The organism is Planctomycetota bacterium (assembly GCA_018242585.1).
Lineage (GTDB): Bacteria > Planctomycetota > Planctomycetia > Pirellulales > PNKZ01 > JAFEBQ01.
Map to the genome: position 1 here is coordinate 1 of JAFEBQ010000003.1, position 20638 is coordinate 20638.

The window sequence follows — 20638 nt, forward strand, 5'->3', positions numbered from 1 at the left end:
GGCGTAAGACGGTAATCAATTACCACGCTTTTTACTCGACCAAGACGGCGGGGCTGGGCATGGGCCTGGCCATTAGCCGCGCGATTGTGGAAGCTCACGGAGGACAGCTTTGGCACGAGCCGCGACCCGCGGCCGGGGCTGTCTTTCGTTTTAGTTTGCCAAGTGTTGCTGGGGCATAGATGGAATGAAGGTGATCGAGGATGACGGTATTTGTCGTAGACGACGACCCAGCGGTGCTCGATTCGTTGCGCGCGCTCTTGGAGAGCGCGGGGTGGCAGGTGCAAACATTCGTGTCGGCCGCTGATTTCTTGACCCATTATCAGCCGGGCCAGCCGGGCTGTCTGATCGTCGATGTGCGGATGCCCGGCATGAGCGGTTTGGAGCTGCTAGACCATCTGCGCGAGCGCGAGATCAAACTACCGACGATCGTGCTGACCGGTCACGGCGATTTGCGCCTGGGGGTTGACGCCATCAAGGCTGGCGCGGTCAACGTGCTCGAGAAGCCGATCCGACCGAGCGAGATTCTCTCGACCATCGAAGAGGCGCTGCGCTCGGTTCCGCTCGTCGAGGCCGCCGGAGGCGACGATTTTCGCCGACGACTCCAGGACTTCACGCCGGGCGAGATGGCCGTGCTGCGCGGCATTGTACTGGGGCGGAGCAACCCGGTGATCGCCCAGGAGCTTGATCTCAGCCTGCGGACGGTGCAATTTCGCCGGGCCGCCATCTGGAAGAAGCTGGGCGTGGGCTCGAAGCGCGAACTCATGGACCAGGTGTTCGCCGCCGGCTGGTCGCCGAGCGAAGCCGAGTCGGGGGAGGCGTGAGGCGCTGGGGAAGAGGTGGGGGTGTTGGGGCGTGTGGGCGTGGGGGTGTAAGAGCTTCTCGCTCTCACGGCGAGCGTTGGCTTTGAAACACTGGCCTTTCGCACACGATCGACTGCTTTCGGATACACCCCCACCTCCCAGCTCCCCCACGATGAGAGTTTGACCCGCAGTTTCCTGGCAGAGTAGACTGAAGTTGCTCGGCAGCTCACCGGCCCCCAGTGGCCGGGCGCAGCGCCAACCTCTTCTCGTCTCTCTGATTCAGGAGCTGGCCGATCATGTCGCGTACCCTTGCGCTCTCGTCGTTGGTATTGGGACTCTTGTGGTCATGCGCTGTCAGCGGAAGCTGGGCCGCGGAACCGGCACAGTCGTGGCGCGGCCGGCCGGCAGAAAACGCCGCCGCCTACGCCAAGCTGCAAACCAAGCTGAACGAGCCGACGGAGGCCGAGTTCATCGAATCGCCCTTGTCGGACATCGTCGACTTTTTTCGCAGCAAGCACCGCCTTGCGATCCATCTCGATCGGCGTGCGCTCGAGGCCGCCGGCGTGGCCAGCGACTCGCCACTCACGCTCAATTTGAAAGACATGACCCTGCGTTCGGCCTTGCGGCTGGCGCTAAGGCCGTTGAATCTGTCGTATTTGATCTGCGACGAGGTGGTGTTGATTACCACCCGCGACGAGGCTTACTCGGCCGGCATGTTGCAGACTTACGTCTTTGCGGTGCCTGACTTCGTCGATGCGGAAGACCATGACGAACGGAGTCTGCAAGCCACATCGCTGATCAAGACGCTGCAGGGGGCGCTGCGGTCGCAGCTTTGGGTCGACGCCGAAGACTCGATCACCTGCCTCGAGCCGCAAGGCCTGTTGGTGATCAAAGCGCCGTTCGACATCCAGCAGCAAACCGACGAGCTGCTGCAATCGCTCCGCGCGGTTCGCGACAGCCACGCCGCCGCAGTCGGAGACCAGTGACCAAAATCACGCCGGGGCAGGAGCGCGGCCGTTGCGGCGGAAGTCCTGGCCGTTGCGCTGGCCGTAACGCTGTTGCTGTTGCGTCGGCTTGGGCGGTTCGGCCAATAGTTGCACGCTGCCGGGGCCGAGCAAATCGACCAGCCGCTCACGCATCTCGGGATGGAGTTCCACCTTGACCTTGTCCGAAACGCATTGCAGCCGGCTGCCGTCGGTCAGTTGAAACAGGAACTGCAGCTCGCACCGGCCCGGATAGCCGCGCAGGATTTCCAGCAATCGTTCCAACGTCGCCGCCGAGTGAACATTCTCGTCGACGCGCAGTCGAATGCCCCGCGTGAAGCGTTGCGGCAACTGATCGAGCGGGATTACTTCGTTGACGATGAAATTGGCGTCTTCGCTGCCGGGCCGCTTGTCGATCACGCCGCGCAGCGCCACCACCGCCTCGGCCTGCACAAGCTCGCCAAATTGGGCGTACTGTTCGGGCCAGACGATCGTCCGCATCAGGCCCGCCGCGTCTTCCAAGTCGAACATGGCGTACTTACTCGGCTTGCCGGGCTGGGGATTCTTGGTGTGCGAGATTTTGATCGAGCCGATCATGCCGCCGAGCATGCACTCGGCCCGATTCGACAGCGCGGCCGCTTCGACCGTGGTGTGGGTGCAATAGGTCCGCAGGGTTTCCTCGTGCTCCGACAGCGGGTGGCTGCTGAGGTAAAAACCCAGCACCTCGCGCTCGAACAGGAGCTTTTGCTTCTCTTCCCACGGCGCGACGTTGGGCAGGGCCGAACTGGTGGCCGCGCCGGCGGCCAGCTCGTCATCGGCGTCGTCGAACAATCCCTTCTGGCCGCGCTTCTTGTCGGCCAGGGCGGCGGCGCCGGCTTGCAAGGCGCGCTCGACCGCGGCCAGCCACTGAGCCCGGTGCCCGCCGAGCCGGTCGAACGCGCCGGCTTTGACCAGCGACTCGATGGCCGTTTTGTTCACCAGACTGGCGTCGAGCCGGCCACAGAAGTCCGTCAGGTCGCGGAACGGGCCATTGGCGCGGCGCTCGGCCGCGATGGCTCGGGCCGCCCCGCCGCCGCAACCCTTGATGGCTGACAGGCCGAAGTAGATCTTGTTGTCCAGGACCGTGAACTCGAAGTCACACGTGTTCACGTCCGGCGCCATCACCTCGATGTTCATTCGCCGGCAATCTTCCAGGTGCTCGACCAACGAGTCCTTCCGCTTGAAGTTGCGGCCATCGATGTCGCCGCACAACAACGCCGCCATGAACTCGACCGGGTAATGGGCCTTGAGATAGGCCGTCATGTACGCGATCAGCGCGTAGGCCGTCGAGTGGCTCTTGTTGAAGCCGTAACCGGCGAACTTCTGGATCATGCCAAACAGTTCGGCCGCCTCGGCGCGCTTCAGTCCGTTGGCCACCGAACCGTCGAGGAATTGCCCCTCGAACTTGGCGATGTCCTTTTCTTTCTTCTTGCTGATCGCCTTGATGCAGCTATAGGCGCTCGACAGCTCGATGCCCCCCAGGCCGTTTAGAATCCGCATCACCTGTTCCTGGTAGACCATCACGCCGTGGGTCTCTTCCAGAACGTCCTTCATCACCGGGTGCTTGTACTCGGCCGCCTTGCGACCGTGCTTGACCTGGATGTAATCGTCGACCATGCCCCCTTCCAACGGGCCGGGCCGATACAGGGCGTTGGTGGCAATGATGTCGCGGAAATGGTCGGGCTTCATCCGCTGGAGCAGATCGCGAATGCCGCCGCTTTCGAGCTGGAAAATCCCTTTCGTCTCGCCGCGGCAGAGCAGGGCGAATGTCTCTTGATCGTCGAGCGGGAACTTGTAGGGGTCAATTCGCACGCCGCGTGATTGTTCGATCAGATCGACGCTCTTAGCCAGGATGGTCAAGTTGCGCAGGCCCAGGAAGTCCATCTTCAGCAGGCCGGCCTTCTCGACGTCACCCATCGCCCACTGAGTAATGACTTCCTTCTTGTCTTGTACGTGCTGCAGCGGCACATACTCGACCAGCGGCCGATCGGCGATCACCACCGCCGCGGCGTGCGTGCCGACGTTGCGGGCCAGCCCCTCGATCTTCATGGCCAGATCGAGCAGCTCCTTCACCTCGCCGTCGCTGTCGTAGGCTTTGCGCAGGTCGGCGCTGAATTGTCCGGCGTACTTGGGTTCATCGCTCTTGACGAGCATGTGTCCAAGTTGGCCGTTGAGAATCTCGGGCACGAGCGCAACGATGCCATCGACGCGAGGAATCGGCAGCCCCAGTGCGCGGCCGACGTCGCGAATGGCGGCTCGGGCCTTCAGGGTGCCGAACGTGCCGATCTGGGCGACGTTCTCGGAGCCGTACTTTTCCTTGACGTAATTGATGACTTCTTCGCGCCGTTCCTGGCAAAAGTCGATATCGATATCGGGCGCTTCCAGACGGTTGATGTCAAGAAACCGCTCGAACAGCAAGTCGTACTTCAGCGGACAGACGTGGCTCAGGTAGAGCGCGAACGAAACGATCGCCCCCACGCCCGATCCACGCGCCGTCGCCGGAATGCGCTTCTCTTTGGCAAAATTGACGAAGTCCCAGACGATCAAGAAGTAGTTCGGGAAGCCGAGCGTGTTGATGACGTTCAGCTCGCGATCGAGCCGTTCGATAACCACCGGGGCCAGCTCGCCGTCGATGATCCGTTCGGGGTCGCCGGCATAGCGTTCCTTGAGCCCGGCAACGCACAGCTCGCGCAGGTAGTCTCCCGCGCTTTTCCCCTCGGGCACCTTGAACGACGGGAAGTGTCGCTTGCCCAGTTCCAGGTCGATGTCGACCCGGTCGGCGATTTCCTGGCTGCGGGCGACGGCGTCCTCGAGTCCCGGGAACGCGTCATACATCGCCTCGGGGCCGCGCAGGTAGAACTGATCGCCTTCCATCCGCATCCGGTTGGTGTCGGTGCGGAAGCGCCCCGTGTTGATACACAACATGATGTCCTGGGCTTCGGCGTCCGACTGGTTGACATAGTGCGAGTCGCTGGTGGCGACCAGCGGCAAGCCCATCCGTCGCGCCACGTCGACCGAGGCTTCGAGTGCCAAGCGCTGGATATCGAGCCCGTTGTTCTGGATTTCGATGAAGTAGCGGTCGCCGAACACCCGCTGGAACCAGGCGATGATCTCCTCGATCTGCTTGAAATCGAAGTCGGGACCGCCGCCGCGCAGCAGCGTGCGGCTCAGCTCGCCCGACACGCACCCGCTCAGGCAGATGATTCCTTCGTTGTACTGTTCGAGCAGCTCGCGATCGATGCGCGGCTTGCGATAGAACCCTTCCAGGTACGCCTTCGAGGCCATCTGGATCAGGTTCTTGAAGCCGGTCTTGTTCTGGGCCAACAGGGTCAGGTGGTAACTGCTCTCCTGGTTGCCGCTGGGATCGTGTTTGCTGGTCCGGCTGCCCGGCGCGACGTAGGCCTCGTAACCCAGGATCGGGTTGATGCCTTTCTCTTTGGCCTTTTGATAGAACTCGAGCGCGCCGTACAAGTTGCCGTGATCGGTCAACGCCAGCGCGTTCATCCCCTCGGCTTTGGCCTTTTTTACCAAGGCGTCGATCGGGCTGGCGCCGTCCAACAGGCTGTAATGACTATGGCAATGCAGGTGAACGAACGAGCGCATGGAGGGGAGCCCGAGAGAGTGAAATTCCGTTTCGATGGCTCATGGCCGCTGCCGGTAATTAGACCATAAATCAGCCGGCTGAACATGCCCCGAGGTCACTTGATCCGCCGATGAACCTTTGGTCGATCACTGACGCCGCGCAAACCCTTCTCCCGCCGGGAGAAGGTGGCCGAAGGCCGGATGAGGGTCACGAGCGCATCGGCTTGAATCACCGCATTGAGCATCAGCGTTCTTAGTTTCCCTGGGCGCGGGGCGTCCCAAGATTGAGGCGGGACCCTCATCCGGCGGCTTGCGCCGCCACCTTCTCCCGAGGGGAGAAGGGTCACTGGATGCCGTGACGTGGGTTCAACCGTGGCCCAGCGGTTACAGCTCTTTTGCAACTGACCACTGACCACGGACGACTGACAAATCACTCTTCCGGCGGTTCGCCGATGGCGCGCAGGTAGCGGACCACTTGCGCTTGCAAATCCGCCACCGCTTGCCAGGGGCGGTCTTCGATCGACATCCGGCCGCTCTCGTCCGGATCGGGATGTCCCGACGAGATCAGGTCGCGGAGCTTGATGTGCAGATACTCGAGCAGCTCGGAAAGCTGGGCCGCTTGACCCGGGCTCATTCGCTGGGGCAACTCGGGCGGCTCAATGGACTGGAACGTCGTGTGCGGGTTCGGATGCTCGGTCCAGTTCAGCTCGAAGTCCAGGCTCGGGTTCGACGTCGGCGAACCTTCGCCGCTGACACGCTGTTCGCCGCGCAGCCGCGCCAGACGATCGGCAATTTCTTCGCGCGAGCCGAACAGCAAGACGCTGCGCCCTAAGTGGACAATGTCGCCAAACCGCAGGATGCGCAGTTGGATGTTCTCGCCGTTGACCTTGGTGCCGTTGGTGCTTTCCAGGTCGGTCAGGACGATCTTGTCTTGATCTTCCTGGATCTTGAGATGAAAGCGGCTGATCCGCTCGTCGTTCAACTGGACGGAGTTCCCTTCCTCGCGGCCAATGGTGACCGGCGTCGGCAGGTTGGCAAAGACGCGGCCGCGATCCGCGCCGTCGAGCACTCTGAGCGTGATGTTGGCCATCGATACCGTCGAGCGGCGGCAAGCCGCGGGTGATTGCTGAGTTGAACTCCGCCGCCGACAAACTGTCGTGTGGTTTGTTTCGGCCGGATGATCGTACCAAAAAGGGGCCCAGGAGAGTCGCCAAGCGACAGCCAACCAGCGGCGGCAAACACCTGCCCCCGCAGGTCCGCCGGATGTCAGGAACGAACATTCCTGCCTTCCCCATCCCCCTTCCAATCATATGCATACTAGCTGCGGGCGGAATTAGCAACTTGAGCCGCGGTTTCAGGGACGTTTGGACCGCCGCCCGGCGGGCGGTGTTGGGGGCTAGCCAGTGCAATCGCGATGATCCCGCGCATTCCATCGGCGATTTCGCCCGCCGAGCGTTGACCCTGTGCGGCGCGCGATTTACCATGAGTTGGTCCCACCTGAATCGCGTTCTTTCCGGCCGCGTCGCAATTCACATTCCCGTTGACGCACGCCCTAGACAATCCTTCACCGCCCAAGATTTCACCATGAATCTCCCCGCGCTTGGCTCCTCGGTTTCTGACATGGTTGACCGTCTGGCACGCCTCGGGTTTCTGGCGCGTCGAAGCCTGTTCATGCTGGCCCTGGGCGCGTGGTTGGCGCCGGCCGCGGTCTGGGCCCAGGAACCCGCCACGCCGGCTGCGCCGGGTGCCGCGGCCGCGGAAGACGAGCCCGAGGACATTTCGCGGATGACCAAGGACGGAGTAAAGGTGGTTGGCACCTATTACAAGAGCGACAAGGGGAAGGAAGCGATCCCCGTCATTTTGATTCACGGCGCCAATGGCAGCCGCAAGGAGATGGCCGCGCTGGCGGTTTACTTGAATAAGAATCACAACCACGCGGTCCTCAACATTGACCTCCGCGGCCACGGCGAAAGCACTCAGACGCGCGACATCAAGAAAAAGATTCTGGCCGAGTCGATGCCGCCGGTCGAGTACACCAACATGATCACCCAGGATCTCGAGACCTGGAAGGCGTATCTGATGGAGCTGAACAACGCCGGTAAGCTGAACATCGACAAGCTGGCGATGGTTGGTTCGGACATGGGGGCCATTGTGGCCATGTTGTTCGCCGATCAGGACTGGAGTTGGCCGGTGACCGTGGCCTCGAAGCAAGGTCAGGACGTCAAGGTGGTGGTGATGATCTCGCCCGACTTCAACTTCAAAACCTTGCGGATGAACCTGGCGTCTCGCTCCGAAGCGCGAACGGCAGTCTCATTGTTCATCGTGGTGGGTGGCGACGACACAAAGAGCACCAGCGACGCCACGCGGGTGTTGCAATTGTTTGAACGGGGGCGCCGGCCAACGACCGATCCGGCCGACAAGGACATCTTCCTGCACAAGGAAAAGACCCGCTTGCAGGGAACCAAGATGCTGGGTCAACCAGCCTTGGGAATCGACAAGTTCATCGGCGGCTTCATCGACCTTCGCGCCGGCAAGATCGGCGCCCCGTGGAAAGACCGCCCGAGCCCGCTCTAAGGCAGGGAATGAGCCACGGAGACACGGAGTTCACCGAGAAAGACACGGAGATAAAGTTGTTGAGTTCAGACAGTCAAGAACTACGTCCAACTCAGCTTGATATCTCTTAGTCCCTGCTCTTCCCTCTCATTCTCCGTGCCAACCTCCGCGCCGCTGTGTCTCCGTGGCTAATCCGAGCACGACTCATTGCGGGATCACCAGCGTCATCCCCTCGCGCAGATCGTCCGGCACGCGCAGCAAGTCCCGGTTGGCTTCAAACAGCCGCTGCGCTTCGCGCGGGTCGCCGTAGAATTGCCGGGCAATGCCCGCCAGCGTGTCGCTCGCCCGCACCTGATAGGTGCGCAGTCCGCGATGCTCGGGCAGGCTCTGGGTCCAGACCGTTTCGCCCGGCGCGGCGTTCGTGGCGCTGGTCGCGCCGCTGTAGCGAGGCTCGGTCGTCATCAGTTGCGCCTGGGACGGCGGCAGGACGGTCGGCTCGTCGCCGCGCATCGGAATCACCAGGTCCATCCCCACGCGCACCTGGTTCGGGCTGCGAAGCGCGGCGCGATTGGCCTCGAAGATTTCCCGGTACCGACCGGCCGAGCCCAGGTACTGCTGGGCGATGCTTGACAGAGTCTCGCCTTCGCGCACGCGGTGCCGCAGATAGCCGACTGCGGCGGGCTGGTTGTCGCCGCCGTTGTACTCGAGCGACACCTTGGGCTGAATCGGCGCCAGGACCGGTTGCGGCGCGGCAAAGCTGTTGGGCATGGTGGCGTTGCTCGGCGCGGCAACAGCGGGGGCGACCTGCGCCGTCGGGGCCACCGGAGCCAGTGAGATCGGCCGGCGCTCGAGCGACGGCGTCGCCGGGCCGCTCAGTTCGATCGGGCCCGGCCAGGCGCTACCCGTAATCGGTCCGTTGGCCGCCGGGCCGGTCTGATCGCGCAGCGAGAACGTCGCCGGCGCAAAGGCCGGCAGCGACCCGGCCTGGTGGTCGGGCTTGCGGTTCAAGTACGCCGCCGCGGCGCCGCCCAGCAGAATCAGGATGGCGAAGAAGGTTTTGGTGCGAAACGTCATGCAGCCGTTCCCGCCCCGGGGTCGCCGCCAGTGAATGGCCTATTCACTGCTGGGCGACAAGCAGATGCCGCGACGACACCGGTTCACCCTCATTTATCGTGTGGCGTGGCGGCCGATCGCGCGTGCCGCGGCCGAAAACACTGCTGTGTGGCCCGTGCCGGTTGCGCCGGGTGTGCCGCTCGGGCCGGCGCGCGAAACTTTGCCGACGAATCCGGCCCCGGGAACCGTCGGCTCGGTTGACTGACCCGCGCATATTCGCTCCCATGAGACCAGCTTGCCAAGAATGAGTTCTTTCGGGACGGGAGCGCGGGGCATGGCCGAGTCGAACGGCGACAACGAACTGCACGACACGCTGCTGTTGTCGTTGGTGCCGGGCGTGGGGCCACAGACGCGCCGCGCCCTGCTCGAACGCTTCGGCACCGTGGCCGCGGTGCTCGACGCATCGACCAGCGACCTGGCCCAGACGTCGGGCGTCGGTCGTAAGCTGGCCGAGCGGATCGCCGCCGCCCGGCGTGAACTCGACGCCAGTGAAGCGTGCCGACTGGCGGCACAGCACAACATCACCATGCTGGCCGAAAGCGACCCGCGCTATCCGGCCTTGCTGCGCGAAATCTACAGCCCGCCGCAATTGCTCTATGTGCGCGGCCAGTTGTTGCCCCAGGACGCGGTGGCGATTGCGATCGTCGGTTCGCGCCACGCCACGCAATATGGTCTGGCCCAGGCCGAACGACTGGCCGGGGCGCTGGCCCGAGCGGGTTTGACGATTGTTAGCGGCTTGGCTCGCGGCGTCGATGCGGCCGCCCACCGGGGCGCGCTGGCCGCCGGCGGGCGCACGATTGCCGTGCTGGGCGGCGGCGTGTTGAACATCTATCCACCCGAGCACCGAGGCCTGGCCGACGAGGTGCTGCAAGCCGGCGCGCTGATCAGCGAAGCGCCGCTGGAAAGCGCGCCCCACACCGGCTCGTTCCCCTCGCGCAATCGGATCATTTCGGGCATGTCGCTGGGCGTGGTCGTGGTCGAAGCGTCCAAGACCAGCGGCTCGCTGATCACGGCGCGGTTGGCGATGGAGCAAGGCCGCGAGGTCTACGCCGTGCCCGGTCGCGTCGACAGCCGGAACTCGCAAGGCTGCCACCGCTTGATTCGCGACGGGGCCAAGCTGGTCGAAACGCCCGACGACGTGTTGGAGGAGTTGGGCCCGCTGGTGGCGCCGGTCGCGCAGCCCGACGGGCGCGAGATTCGCGCGCCGGCCGAGTTGCTGCTCAACGAGCAAGAGCGTCGCGTGCTCGACTGTGTCGATACGCAAGGGGTCGATGTCGACGCGATCGTGGCGGCCACGGGGCTGCAAACGTCGCAAATCCTGGCCACGCTCAGCGTGCTGGAAGTCCGCCGCCTGATCCGCCGCACATCCGGCAGCAAAGTGGCGAGAAGGGGATGAGGAAAGTTGCTAGTTGCTAGCGGCTAGTTGCGAGTGAAAGGCAAGTACAACGCTTTGCGTCCCTCTTGCAACTAGGAACTAGCAGCCAGCAACTTCGTCACTTCCAAATAATCACATGCGAGCCGACGCTGACGATGTTGTAGACGTCGTTGATGTCGGTCGCGCTCAGGCGAATCGAGCCCCGCGTGTCGATCGTTCCGTTCACCGTGGTCGCCGAGCCGTGAATCGACAGCTTTTGTCCCAGGTCGAGCATCTGCACGCCCAGCGGATTGGACGGATCGTCGGGGCCGATCACTTGCCCGTTGGGTCCTTGGTAGGTCGGCTTGGCCACTTTGCTCTGCACTTGAAACTCGCCATCGGCGATCGGCTGGTCCTGCCCCAGGTAGATCGGAAAGCGGCCGGCGTACATGTGGTGCAGGAACAACGTCAACTCGTGCCGTTGCAGGTCGATGAGCACGTCGAACGGACCGTGGACGACCTTCAACGTGTCGCCGGGGCGCAGGGCGTTGGGGTCGGCAATGCCGTTGATGTTGGCCAGCAACTGGGCTGGCACTTCGTAGGTCGTGGCGATCTTGTCCAGCGTGTCGCCGGGCTGCACCACGTAAGCCGGCGCGAGCACGTGCTGCCGCGAGTAGATCACCGAACCGGCCAGTTGATCGAGCAGGTTCAGCAACCGGTCTCGATCTCCGGCCGACAACCGCGAGTCCGTGACCCATTTCGACAAATCGAGCAACACCTCGTCAAGCTTGCCGGCTTGCAACTGTTGTTGGCTGGTGGCCCAGGCCGTGGCGAACTCGGCGTGGGCGTCCGTGGACGAAGTGTCGGTCGTCGTCGAGTTGGTCGCCGTCGCCGTGCTGGCGTAGGTGTCTCCCAGCGGTGAAGCCGGCGGAGTCGCCGGCATGGTCGGCTCGCTGGACGACGCCGGTGTCGCCGTAGCCGCAGTCGACGTGGCCAACACAGTCGGCGCGCCGGTCCCGGTTGGCGAGCTGGTCGAATTGTTCGTCGCGCCTGCCGCGGCAAACGGATCGGTCGTCGACGAGATGCTGGTCCCCAGATTATTGCCGCTCGGGCCGGTCGAAGCTGTGGCGGCGTTGGGCGCGGCGGAAGTGGCCGCCGTGGCGGGTTCGTTCGGAACGGTGGGCCAACTCGTCGTCGAACCCTGGGCATCCTGCGACGACGTATCGTTCGTCGCCGGCGTGCTGACCGACAATACCTTTGGCGCGGCCGGCGCGGCGACAGGTGCGCTCGCCGCCGAGGGCATTTCCACGCTAGGGGCCACGCCCCACACGGTGGCTTCGGCGGGCGGGTGCGAATCGCTGGGGCCGGTCAGAACCACGTAGGCCCCATAGCCTACGGCCGACAACACGATTGCCATGAACAGCGTTTTGATCGTAGTCACCCGAGCGTCCTCCTTGACGATCAGACGGGCCAGCGAACCGGCTTGTAGCGCACCAAATGATGAACGAGCAGCACGATTCGCGTTGTCGCGAACGGCGGCGGCGACACTTTTCGGCAGCCTAAACGACGGGATCATACCGTAGGCTGCCCAGTGTGGCTACGCGAGTTATGGCGATCGTGGCGGGCAGGGTCAAAGCGCATCGGCCGTCCCAGGCCGCCAGCCCCCAATCGACCCCCTTGTCACACCGGCGGCTGCCAGCAATGCTGGCGGTTTCGTCACGGTTCACTTTCCTTGGCCGAGTTGTCGATGCGCGAAGTCTGGTGCCGCCGAAACACCCGGCCGTTATTGGTCGTTGCCCTGGCGCCGACCCTATTGCTACTGATGGCCTCGGGCGTCGTCCTGCTGGGGGCTGGATTCGCGGCGGGTGTGCTGGCCGGGCTGGCGGTCGCGGGTTTCCTGACGCTGGCCGGGCTGTGGCTCTGGTTTCGCTGGCATCCGCTGTTGGGCTACGAGGCGGGATCGCTCCTTTGTTGGTTGAACGGGGCGCGGCCCATTCGCGTCCCCATTGAAGTCGTCGAGGGGTTCCTGCTCGGCCAAGGGCCCAGCTATTTGCCCGGCAAGGCGCCCGCGCGCCTCGACACCAACACGCTGGTCATCCGACTGGCCGAGCGCGCCGCCGAGTGGGAGCAGGTCGAAACCAACTCGCGACTGGCCGGCTGGTGTGGTCACTATGTGACCATTCGCGGCACCTGGAGCGAGCCGCTGACGCTGGCGCTGGTGAACCGCTTGAATCAACGCCTGTACGATGTCACCCATCCGCCGCCGACGGCCGGAGTGGCCTCATGACCCAGTTGCTGGTCAGCGTGCGCGACGCGGTCGAAGCCGAGCGAGCGCTGCGCGGCGGCGCGGCCTTGATCGACGTCAAGGAGCCGGCCCACGGTTCGTTGGGGGCCGCGTCAATCGACACGGTGCGCCAGGTGGCCGCCGCGGTTGCTGGTCGCGTGCCGCTCAGCGTGGCGCTGGGAGAGCTGCGTGACGTCGCTGGCGATGCGCCGTTGCCGGCGTGGCCGGCCGGCGTTGGCTTCGCCAAGCTAGGGCTGGCTGGCTTGGCCGAGCGCAGCGATTGGCAACTCGGGTGGGGCCGCACGCTCGTCACCTGGCCGGCCCTCGTCACACCGGTGGCCGTCGCCTACGCCGACTGGCAACAGGCCGGCGCGCCGTCGCCACAGGCGATCTTGGACGTCGGCGCGGCCTTGGGCTGTGGCGCGCTGTTGCTCGACACCTTCGACAAATCGCGGGGACGGTTGCTCGATTACCTGTCGCTCGACGCGCTGTTGCCGATTGTCCGCGCGGCACGGCATCGCGAGTTGCTGGTCGTGCTGGCCGGATCATTGCGACTGGAAGATGTTGATTTGCTGCTGCCTTTAGCACCCGATTATCTGGCCGTGCGCGGAGCGGTCTGTCACGGCGATCGAAATGACACACTCGACGAGCAACTGGTCGCTCAGTGGTGCGAGCGTTTAGAGTGTTCCCGTCGTGGACGCAATCAAGCGGTGAAATCCGTAGGTCAGGCCTCGGCCTGACACGGCGGTGCTTCGCAAGTGTGGCGGGTTAAAGTTGCGATCGACGCCACCATGAAGTCAGGCCAAGGCCTGACCTACTTCGAGGCGTCATCAAACGATTACCTGCCCGGGCGGTCGCGGCCGGGAACCAGCGTGCGCATCATCTGTTCGAGCCGATGACGCTGGATCACGGTGAAGAACGTCTCGAGTTTGCGCTTGGCGTCGGGGTCACGACTGGCCACGTCGCTTCGCGTCCGCTCGAACACGAGTTGCCACAGGTCCGAATCGTCGGTGTTCGATGCGGCGTCGAGGATCGGCTTCCAGATCAGCAGATCCTCGAACTCGCGGCGGAGGTATTGCTCGCGCCCACGACCTCGCTCGCGATAGTACCGATCGACTTTATCTTGCAGCCACAGGGTCGCCAGCCGCGACAGGTTGATGACCATGTGCTGCTGTTCGTCGACCGGCAAGTCGCGATAGACCGCGCGCCAATCGTAGCCGGCGCGAAAGTCCCGGTGCAATTGCCGAATCCAGCGGCGATTCACCTCAAGCGGCACATTGTCGGCCGGCGCTGTGCGCAGCCATTCGCCAAACGCCTCGCGATCGTCGGCCGTGGTGTCGCGCTGCTCGAACCGCGCCGCCTGCCACACGGCCGCGACGCTAACGCCCGACAGGGCCAGCAGGACAAGCAGCGTGAGGAAGTTCTTGAGGCGGGACATGGGGAGAAGAGGGGTTAGGGACTAGGGGCTAGGGATGAGGGGAAAACAAGCTGATGGCGATTGAAGCAAGTATTCATTTGACGCGAACGCATTCCCGTTAGCCCCCGGTCAATGACCGGGGGCCTTGTGCCCGAGCGCCTTCAGCAATGTCACTCGCCGCACATTAACAAAGCAACGCCGGTCATTGTATCGCGGCGGATTGAGGTTTGACGCGCTTTCGATAAGAATGTCCTGGGGAAGCGTCGATGACGCACGTTACCACTCGTTCATTATTCGCCAGTTACCCAGCAATTCGTAGCTTGTTCGAGATTCCTCATGGTCGGCCGTGTCACTCCCATCACCAAGTCTGAGTTGTCGCCGGCCGCGGTCGACGTAGGGTTCGAGGTCCGCGGGTTCGAGGTCCGCCCGTTGCGGATCGGCCCGCTGGTGATCGATCCGCCGATTCTGCAAGCGCCGATGGCGGGCTACACCAACTACGCCTATCGCCAGATCGTGCGCCAGTTCGGCGGCGCTGGCCTGCAAGCCACCGAGATGGTCAGCGCCCGGGGTTTTCTCTCGATCGAGGAACACAAGGACGATTTCCCGGAACGGCTCTGGGGGGTGAAAGACGAGGCGCGTCCGCTGGCCGTGCAGATTTGGGACAACGATCCCGAGACGCTGGCCAAGGTGGGAGCCCGGCTGGCGCACGAGTTCCGTGTGAGCGTCGTCGATATCAACTTTGGCTGCCCGGTGAAGCAGATCACGGCCGAAGCCCACAGCGGTTCCTACCTGTTGCGGTGGCCCGATCGCATTGGCGCGATTGTCGAGCGCGTCAGTCAGGCCTGCGCCCCGGTGCCGGTGACGGCCAAGATTCGCTTGGGCTGCACGCGCGACTGCATTAACGCCATCGATGTGGCCCACGCGGTTGAAGGGGCCGGCGGGGCGGCCTTGACCGTGCATGGGCGGACGGCGGCCGACTTCTTCAAAGGCTCGGCCGATTGGGACCAGATCGCCCGCGTGAAGCAAGCCATGCAGCGGATTCCGCTGATCGGCAACGGCGACTTGGATTCGCCCCAGAAGGTCGTCCACGCGCTGCGCACGTACGGCGTGGACGGCGTGATGATCGCGCGGGCGGCGCTGAACAAGCCCTGGCTGTTCCGGCAATCATGCGCTGCGCTGCGCGGCGAGCCGATTCCGCGGGATCTGACGCTCGACGAAGAACGCGCGCTGTTGCTTGAGCACTTTCAATTGGTCGTCGTCAGGTTCGGCGAGCAAAAGGGGACCGTGCTGATGCGCAAGTTCGCCTGCTGCTACGCCCAGGGGCGGCCCGGTGCGCGCGAGTTTCGCACCCGCGTCGCGCATGTCACTTCGCCGGCCGAGTTTCATGACGTGGTCGAGCGCCACTTCCCGCGCTGCGAGACGTTGACGCCGCACTAGCCCCTCTTCCTCCGCCGTTCATGGCGAGATTTTAAGACGTTTCGCCCGTTGCTGGTGGCAGTCTGGCCGCGAGCCCCTAGAATTCAGTTAGCGAGCGTTTCCTCCCCTCGGGCCAGGTGGAGATCAATCATGTCGCGCTACTTTGTCATATCGCGCTGCCGGTGGCTGGCGTGGGTTGCAGTGTTCGTGGGCGTCTTTGCCTGGGCTGGGTCGGCATCGGCCCAGATCGGCGGCTCGAGCACCTGGCTCGACAACTACGTGCGGCCGCAGTTGGCCTGGCTGTCGGTGAACGGCGCGTTCGGCTCGCCGGCGCCAATGCAGGGGGCGTATCCAGCAATGGCCGGGTACGGCGGCGCGATGGGCTATGGCGCGACCGGCGCTGGATACATGCCGGGCATGGGCTTCGCGCCGGGCGTTGGCGCGATGGCCGTCGGCTATGGACCGCTGGGCATCTACGGCGGGCTCGGCTCGTACGCCGTGCCGGGCATGTACACGCCGGGGGGCTACTACGGTGGACTGGGTAACGGCGGCATGGGGTATGGTGGCGGATTCGTGTCGCCGTATCTCGCCGGCTATGGCATGCCCGGCTACGGCGCCATTGCCGCGCCGGGAATGATGGCCGGCGTCGGTTACGCGCCTTACTCCTTTGGGCGCTTTCACGGGTACGGCTTCGGCGGCTGGCCGGGCTATGGTGCGTGGTCGCCGTATGGAATGGGGGCGGGATACGGCTATGGCGGTTATGGTCTAGGTGGCTACGGCCTAGGTGGTTACGGGCTCGGTGGCTATGGGGCGGGCGGCTACGGCTTGGCCGGCTACGCGGGAAGCCCGTGGTCGTACAGCATGTTCGGCAGCTTCCCTTACGCCGGCTTTGGCACGGCCGGAGCGCTGGGCTATTCGTCGGCGCTCTATGGGCAGCAAGTTCGTCAGACGCAGGCCATCTATCAACTGCAACAGCAGGCGATTCTCTCGGAGTTGCAACAAGCGCAAGTGCGGCTCAACCAACTCGACGCGCAGCGCGACGGCGTGTTGAACCAGTATCTGAACATGACCGGCGAGAATCGCGCCAAGTTCCGCACGGCGCTGCGGGCGGCGTACGACAAGCTGCCGGCCGCGCAACAAGCCGCCTGGAACGCCGACGCCACAGTGCAGCGGATTCTGCAAGAGCGCTAACACTCCGTGGCTGCGAAAGCCATCTCCCGAAAACAGCCTCAATGAGGCATAATCGCCGCTCCTGCATTGCGCACCCAGGAGACAAGCGACGATGGCCAACGGACGGACATGCACTCAAGTTCTCGCCACGCTCGGCCTCGCGCTTTTGACCACGTTTGCGAACGCCGAGTCGCCGGCCGAGGCTACGGTTGCGTTGCCGACGGACGGGAATCACATCTTTGCATCGGTCACGTTCAACAATCGATCACTGTTGTTCGCCTTAGATACTGGCAGCGCGTACAACGTCTTTGACATTTCCTTAGCTGGTGAAATCGCGGCAATCCAGCCGTCGAGTGACGCGCAGGTGACACGGGTTGATGGGCGTGCCGTAGTGCCACTCCGACTCGGCACACTCGATATGACCGACATGGCGCACACAAAGCTTTTCGATTTCACCAAGATACGGCGGGCTTGCGGCAAGGACGTGCGCGGTTTGTTGGGAATGGGGGCGCTAGGTAGATACCGGCTGGAATTTGACTTTGACCACCAGATTTTACACATTACGTCGTCACAAGAGATGCCAGACCAAACGTGGGGAGAGCCCATTTACTTGGATTTCGACAATGGTGGCAGGCCACATCTCAACATGCGGATCGCAAAGGAATGGCAATCGTTCATGATCGATTCGGGAGCGAACATAAACGTATTGAGCGACTCGCTATTTACCACGCTCGTGTCACAAGGATTAATCACGGACATTCACGATGACGGAATCGTCGGCGTCAAGGGCTACAAGTCAACTTGCTCTGGGCGGCTGACAAAGATTGAGCGGGACGGATTTGTTCACCATCGAATTAGTGTGACGGCGTCTTGCAATACCAATGCATTAGGGTTGCCGTTCTTGTCGCGCTACCAAATCATCTGCGACTTCCCCACCAGAAAATGCTTTCTCAAGAAGAGCCGGCTACATGCTTACGTCGAAGGCTCGCCTGATACGAGTGGGTTAGTCTTTGCCGCCGAGGACAACCGTGTCATTGTGGAGCACGTTGCCGTGCAAAGCGTTGCCGCCAAGGCCGGAATCATGGTGAAAGATCGGCTGATACGCGTCCAGGATTTGCAGGCGATTCCAGATAACATTCAAGAACTACGGAATCTTCTGAAGCGGCAAGTAGGCAAGAAAATTGAGGTAGTGATCGAACGAAGCGGCAGCGAAATGAAATTCGACGTTGATTTACCTCTGGAACCGCGGCGGTCATTTTGACGGCCAACGATTTCGGCGACGATCCCCAGGGGATGAAACCTCTGGGATTGTGCGGCGACTGCTATGGTTTGCGTCGTCTGCCGCGTCGAAGCTTCTTCTCTCGCGTCGGCGAGTTCAACTCCGTTCCACCAGGAACAAGTGCTCGGTGACGTGGAGGGGGCGGTTCTCAAAGCTGCGGCTGCCGCGAAATGCGTTGTAGGGCAGTTCCAGCACCTCGACGCGGCCCACCGAGTCGAGCAGCTCGCGCATCTCGGCCGGCTTGATGAAGCCTTCGTTGTTGAACGAGACCAGCAGAAATGGCGCGTCGATCCGCTCGATCAACGAGCGCATCAAGGGCAATGATTCAGAGCGGACGTTGTAGCCCGAGCGATTCCAGTTCTCGGGAATGCCCGAGACGCGGCTCACGGCGGCCGGCCGCTGATACCGGGCGATCAGGTTGAGCATGAAATAGTTCGAACCGTAAGGGTGCTGGTTATACGGCGGGTCGAGGTAGGCCAGATCGACCGCCGGAGCCGCCTGGGCCGCGGCGATCGCGTCCATCTGCAACACCTGGCAGGGGCACTCGAAGTTGCTTAGCACGGGCACGTCGAGTTCGATCTTGCCCTTGATGCGTACGAGCGCGTCGGCGCCGCTGCCGCCGAATTGGCCGATTTTGGTGGCGCGATTCTTGTAGAAACCTTTGAACACGCCCGCGGTGTTGGCATGAATGGACGCTTCGCTGAGCAGCGGGCCGAGCAGGAAATCGCGCAGTTCGCGCGGGGCGGCGTCGATCAGTTGTCGATAGACGTCGATCCGCCGCGCGTTGTCACGCGTGTAGAACACGCGGTCGTGCCTGGTGATGCGATGCTCGTCCTGCGGGGCGTACATCTCCTCGATAAAACCCGTGGGCAGGTCATCGGCGACCACCCGCCGGTTCAGATCGTCGACAACTTCGGCGAGCAGCGGCAGGTCGAGCTGGCTGCGATTGGCCAGAAAACAGCGACTGGTGATGGCCGCGTAGTCCTCCAGGTCGTTGCTCACCAGCAGCGAGCTGTGGCCCTTGAGCAGCCGCGAGACCACGCCCGAGCCACTGAACACGTCGAAGCAGCGGAGCCGTTCCTTGCGCAGCCGGCGCTTCACGCGCTCGACAGCCGCCCCGATGTGGTGCAGCAGCGACCGCTTGTTCCCCAGGTAGGTGATTAGCTGCCGGGAGAGATAGCCGGGATGTTCGGCCAACGGCTTTGCGCCCCCAAGGGAGAGTTGCGTCGTCGGCTGGGCCGTGGCCGTGGGTTTGCGCATCGTCGCGACTTAAAAGAACGCGAACAGAAAACTTCCGACGATCTTGCGTGACGCCACGCGAGCGAATGCAGCGTATTTCATTCACGCAATCAGTGGTCAGCGCGTCAGAGCGATTCAGCCTGGCCGACGTTCGGTCTAATCGCAAATTGCTAACCGCTAATCGCTCGCGCCCCTACCGATCAATCTCGCCCATCACGATGTCGAGCGACCCGACGATGGCCGGCACGTCGGCAATCAAACAGCCGCGGCACAGGGCGTGCGTGATCGACAGGTTACAGAAGCAACTGCTGCGGGCCCGGGCGCGCCAGGGAATCGGCGAGCCGTCGCTGACCAGGTAAAAGCCCATCTGGCCGCGCGGGGCTTCGGTCTCGAGATAGACCTCACCCTTGGGGAGCTTCTCGTTCAGCTTCACCGGCACGCCATACGCGCCGGTCGCTCGGCTGTAACGATCGATAGCCTGCCGCACCAGGTCAATCGACTGCACAACTTCCAGCATGCGGACATAGAACCGGTGCCAGCAGTCGCCCAGGATCGCGGTCTTGGGGACGGCTGGATATTGGTAGTCGCGCGGATAGTGGCCGTTCTTTTCGACGATCACTTCGAACGCATAGCCGTCGTACAGCGACGTGTACCAGGCTTCGCCGTCGCGGCGCAGATCCCAGTCGACGCCGCTGCCGCGCAGCACCGGCCCGGTGCAGCCGTAGCTGGTCGCCATCTCGCCCGACATCACGCCAATGCCCGCCGTGCGGCGGACGAAGATTTCGTTCGTCGTCAGCAGCGCGTGGCACTCGGCGATCACCGGCCAGAACTGTTCGAGGAACTGTTCGCACTTTTGCAGCCAGCCATTGGGCAAGTCGTGCGTCGCGCCGCCCACGGTCAGGTAGCTGTACGTCAGCCGCGCGCCGCAGGCCATCTCGAACAGGTCGAGAATCTTTTCCCGTTCGCGGAAGGCGTACAAGAACGGGCTGAACGTCCCCAGGTCCAAGCCATAGGCCCCCATGCCGACCAGGTGGCTGGCAATGCGGTTCATCTCGGCGATGATCACCCGCAGGTGCTTGGCCTTGTCGGGCAGTTCGAGCCGCATCAGCTTCTCGACCGTCATGGCCCAGCCGAGGTTCATGTTCATGCCGGCCAGGTAGTCCATGCGGTCGGTGTACGGAATCCACTGCCGCGGCGTCAGATTCTCGCCGATCTTTTCGGCGCAGCGATGCAGATAGCCCAGGTGAGGCGTGGTTTCGCTGACGATTTCGCCGTCGGTCCGTAGCACCAGCCGGAGCACGCCGTGCGTGCTGGGGTGTTGCGGTCCCATGTTCACCAACATCTCGTCGGTGCGGACGTCGAATTCGATTACTCGAGGGTCATCGAGGTGGGTAGCCATTACTTTTTGT

18 protein-coding genes are annotated in these 20638 nt (G+C 63.3%); 11 read left to right on the forward strand and 7 right to left on the reverse strand.

All coding sequences use genetic code 11. From position 1 onward, the window contains the following. From JSS27_01160 to JSS27_01170, 3 genes are all read left to right on the forward strand, one after another. Nucleotides 1-179 (forward strand): hypothetical protein (locus JSS27_01160; GenBank protein ID MBS0207539.1); only part of this gene is annotated, 179 nt, incomplete at its 5' end. Between the two features lie 21 nt (nt 180-200). Continuing rightward, entirely contained in the window at nt 201-821 is a 621-nt protein-coding gene (locus JSS27_01165) for a response regulator transcription factor (GenBank protein ID MBS0207540.1), read from the forward strand. A 275-nt stretch (nt 822-1096) separates the two neighbouring features. Continuing rightward, a complete protein-coding gene (locus JSS27_01170) occupies nt 1097-1786 on the forward strand; it encodes a hypothetical protein (GenBank protein MBS0207541.1) in 690 nt (229 codons plus the stop codon). 6 nt (nt 1787-1792) lie between these two features. On the opposite strand, the gene dnaE is transcribed toward JSS27_01170, so the two are convergent. Together dnaE and JSS27_01180 are read right to left on the reverse strand one after the other, a co-directional pair. Beyond that, a complete protein-coding gene (gene dnaE / locus JSS27_01175; GenBank protein MBS0207542.1) occupies nt 1793-5425 on the reverse strand; it encodes a DNA polymerase III subunit alpha in 3633 nt (1210 codons plus the stop codon). Nucleotides 5426-5834: 409 nt separating this feature from the next. Beyond that, entirely contained in the window at nt 5835-6494 is a 660-nt protein-coding gene (locus JSS27_01180; GenBank protein MBS0207543.1) for an FHA domain-containing protein, read from the reverse strand. A gap of 530 nt (nt 6495-7024) precedes the next feature. On the opposite strand from JSS27_01180, the gene JSS27_01185 reads away from it, so the two are divergent. After that, nucleotides 7025-7978, forward strand: coding sequence for an alpha/beta fold hydrolase (locus tag JSS27_01185; GenBank protein MBS0207544.1), 954 nt, complete (start codon nt 7025-7027; stop codon nt 7976-7978). Between the two features lie 183 nt (nt 7979-8161). Here the strand turns inward: JSS27_01185 and JSS27_01190 are convergent, their stop codons facing one another. After that, on the reverse strand, nt 8162-9031 hold the full coding sequence (locus JSS27_01190; protein MBS0207545.1) for a LysM peptidoglycan-binding domain-containing protein: 870 nt from the start codon (nt 9029-9031) through the stop codon (nt 8162-8164). 34 nt (nt 9032-9065) lie between these two features. Here JSS27_01190 and JSS27_01195 point away from each other — a divergent pair, with 34 nt between their 5' ends. Both JSS27_01195 and dprA read left to right on the forward strand, forming a co-directional pair. After that, the gene (locus tag JSS27_01195; protein MBS0207546.1) at nt 9066-9275 is read left to right on the forward strand and encodes a hypothetical protein; all 210 of its coding nucleotides are present in this window, start codon (nt 9066-9068) and stop codon (nt 9273-9275) included. 69 nt (nt 9276-9344) lie between these two features. Then, nucleotides 9345-10466, forward strand: coding sequence for a DNA-protecting protein DprA (dprA, locus tag JSS27_01200; protein ID MBS0207547.1), 1122 nt, complete (start codon nt 9345-9347; stop codon nt 10464-10466). A 97-nt stretch (nt 10467-10563) separates the two neighbouring features. Here dprA and JSS27_01205 read toward each other — a convergent pair whose 3' ends face one another. After that, complete coding sequence (locus JSS27_01205) at nt 10564-11865, reverse strand: LysM peptidoglycan-binding domain-containing protein (GenBank protein MBS0207548.1); 1302 nt, start codon at nt 11863-11865, stop codon at nt 10564-10566. 291 nt (nt 11866-12156) lie between these two features. On the opposite strand from JSS27_01205, the gene JSS27_01210 reads away from it, so the two are divergent. Both JSS27_01210 and JSS27_01215 read left to right on the forward strand, forming a co-directional pair. Continuing rightward, nucleotides 12157-12711 (forward strand): hypothetical protein, encoded by a 555-nt coding sequence (locus tag JSS27_01210; GenBank protein ID MBS0207549.1) that lies wholly within the window; start codon nt 12157-12159, stop codon nt 12709-12711. Then, on the forward strand, nt 12708-13448 hold the full coding sequence (locus tag JSS27_01215; protein MBS0207550.1) for a (5-formylfuran-3-yl)methyl phosphate synthase: 741 nt from the start codon (nt 12708-12710) through the stop codon (nt 13446-13448). Before JSS27_01210 ends, JSS27_01215 begins: the two co-directional genes overlap by 4 nt. 98 nt (nt 13449-13546) lie before the next feature. On the opposite strand, the gene JSS27_01220 is transcribed toward JSS27_01215, so the two are convergent. After that, nucleotides 13547-14146 carry a hypothetical protein gene (locus tag JSS27_01220; GenBank protein MBS0207551.1) on the reverse strand — a complete coding sequence of 200 codons (600 nt, stop codon included), beginning with the start codon at nt 14144-14146 and terminating at the stop codon, nt 13547-13549. Between the two features lie 315 nt (nt 14147-14461). On the opposite strand from JSS27_01220, the gene dusB reads away from it, so the two are divergent. From dusB to JSS27_01235, 3 genes are all read left to right on the forward strand, one after another. Then, nucleotides 14462-15562: a tRNA dihydrouridine synthase DusB gene (dusB, locus tag JSS27_01225; protein ID MBS0207552.1), complete on the forward strand. Its 1101-nt coding sequence runs from the start codon at nt 14462-14464 to the stop codon at nt 15560-15562. Nucleotides 15563-15691: 129 nt separating this feature from the next. Further along, the gene (locus tag JSS27_01230; protein MBS0207553.1) at nt 15692-16732 is read left to right on the forward strand and encodes a hypothetical protein; all 1041 of its coding nucleotides are present in this window, start codon (nt 15692-15694) and stop codon (nt 16730-16732) included. Between the two features lie 91 nt (nt 16733-16823). Beyond that, complete coding sequence (locus JSS27_01235; protein ID MBS0207554.1) at nt 16824-17972, forward strand: hypothetical protein; 1149 nt, start codon at nt 16824-16826, stop codon at nt 17970-17972. 114 nt (nt 17973-18086) lie between these two features. Here the strand turns inward: JSS27_01235 and JSS27_01240 are convergent, their stop codons facing one another. Beyond that, nucleotides 18087-19250, reverse strand: coding sequence for a DNA adenine methylase (locus JSS27_01240; GenBank protein ID MBS0207555.1), 1164 nt, complete (start codon nt 19248-19250; stop codon nt 18087-18089). 172 nt (nt 19251-19422) lie between these two features. Then, nucleotides 19423-20628: an NADH-quinone oxidoreductase subunit D gene (locus JSS27_01245; GenBank protein MBS0207556.1), complete on the reverse strand. Its 1206-nt coding sequence runs from the start codon at nt 20626-20628 to the stop codon at nt 19423-19425. Between the last annotated feature and the right edge of the window lie 10 nt (nt 20629-20638).

Coding starts and splice junctions, on each gene's coding strand:
- JSS27_01165 (MBS0207540.1), top strand. CDS start 201: ATGACGGTATTTGTCGTAGACGACGACCCAGCGGTGCTCGATTCGTTG.
- JSS27_01235 (MBS0207554.1), top strand. CDS start 16,824: ATGGCCAACGGACGGACATGCACTCAAGTTCTCGCCACGCTCGGCCTC.
- dnaE (MBS0207542.1), bottom strand. CDS start 5,425: ATGCGCTCGTTCGTTCACCTGCATTGCCATAGTCATTACAGCCTGTTG.
- JSS27_01240 (MBS0207555.1), bottom strand. CDS start 19,250: ATGCGCAAACCCACGGCCACGGCCCAGCCGACGACGCAACTCTCCCTT.
- JSS27_01230 (MBS0207553.1), top strand. CDS start 15,692: ATGTCGCGCTACTTTGTCATATCGCGCTGCCGGTGGCTGGCGTGGGTT.
- dprA (MBS0207547.1), top strand. CDS start 9,345: ATGGCCGAGTCGAACGGCGACAACGAACTGCACGACACGCTGCTGTTG.
- JSS27_01245 (MBS0207556.1), bottom strand. CDS start 20,628: ATGGCTACCCACCTCGATGACCCTCGAGTAATCGAATTCGACGTCCGC.
- JSS27_01185 (MBS0207544.1), top strand. CDS start 7,025: ATGGTTGACCGTCTGGCACGCCTCGGGTTTCTGGCGCGTCGAAGCCTG.
- JSS27_01220 (MBS0207551.1), bottom strand. CDS start 14,146: ATGTCCCGCCTCAAGAACTTCCTCACGCTGCTTGTCCTGCTGGCCCTG.
- JSS27_01195 (MBS0207546.1), top strand. CDS start 9,066: ATGGCCTATTCACTGCTGGGCGACAAGCAGATGCCGCGACGACACCGG.
- JSS27_01190 (MBS0207545.1), bottom strand. CDS start 9,031: ATGACGTTTCGCACCAAAACCTTCTTCGCCATCCTGATTCTGCTGGGC.
- JSS27_01170 (MBS0207541.1), top strand. CDS start 1,097: ATGTCGCGTACCCTTGCGCTCTCGTCGTTGGTATTGGGACTCTTGTGG.
- JSS27_01215 (MBS0207550.1), top strand. CDS start 12,708: ATGACCCAGTTGCTGGTCAGCGTGCGCGACGCGGTCGAAGCCGAGCGA.
- dusB (MBS0207552.1), top strand. CDS start 14,462: ATGGTCGGCCGTGTCACTCCCATCACCAAGTCTGAGTTGTCGCCGGCC.
- JSS27_01180 (MBS0207543.1), bottom strand. CDS start 6,494: ATGGCCAACATCACGCTCAGAGTGCTCGACGGCGCGGATCGCGGCCGC.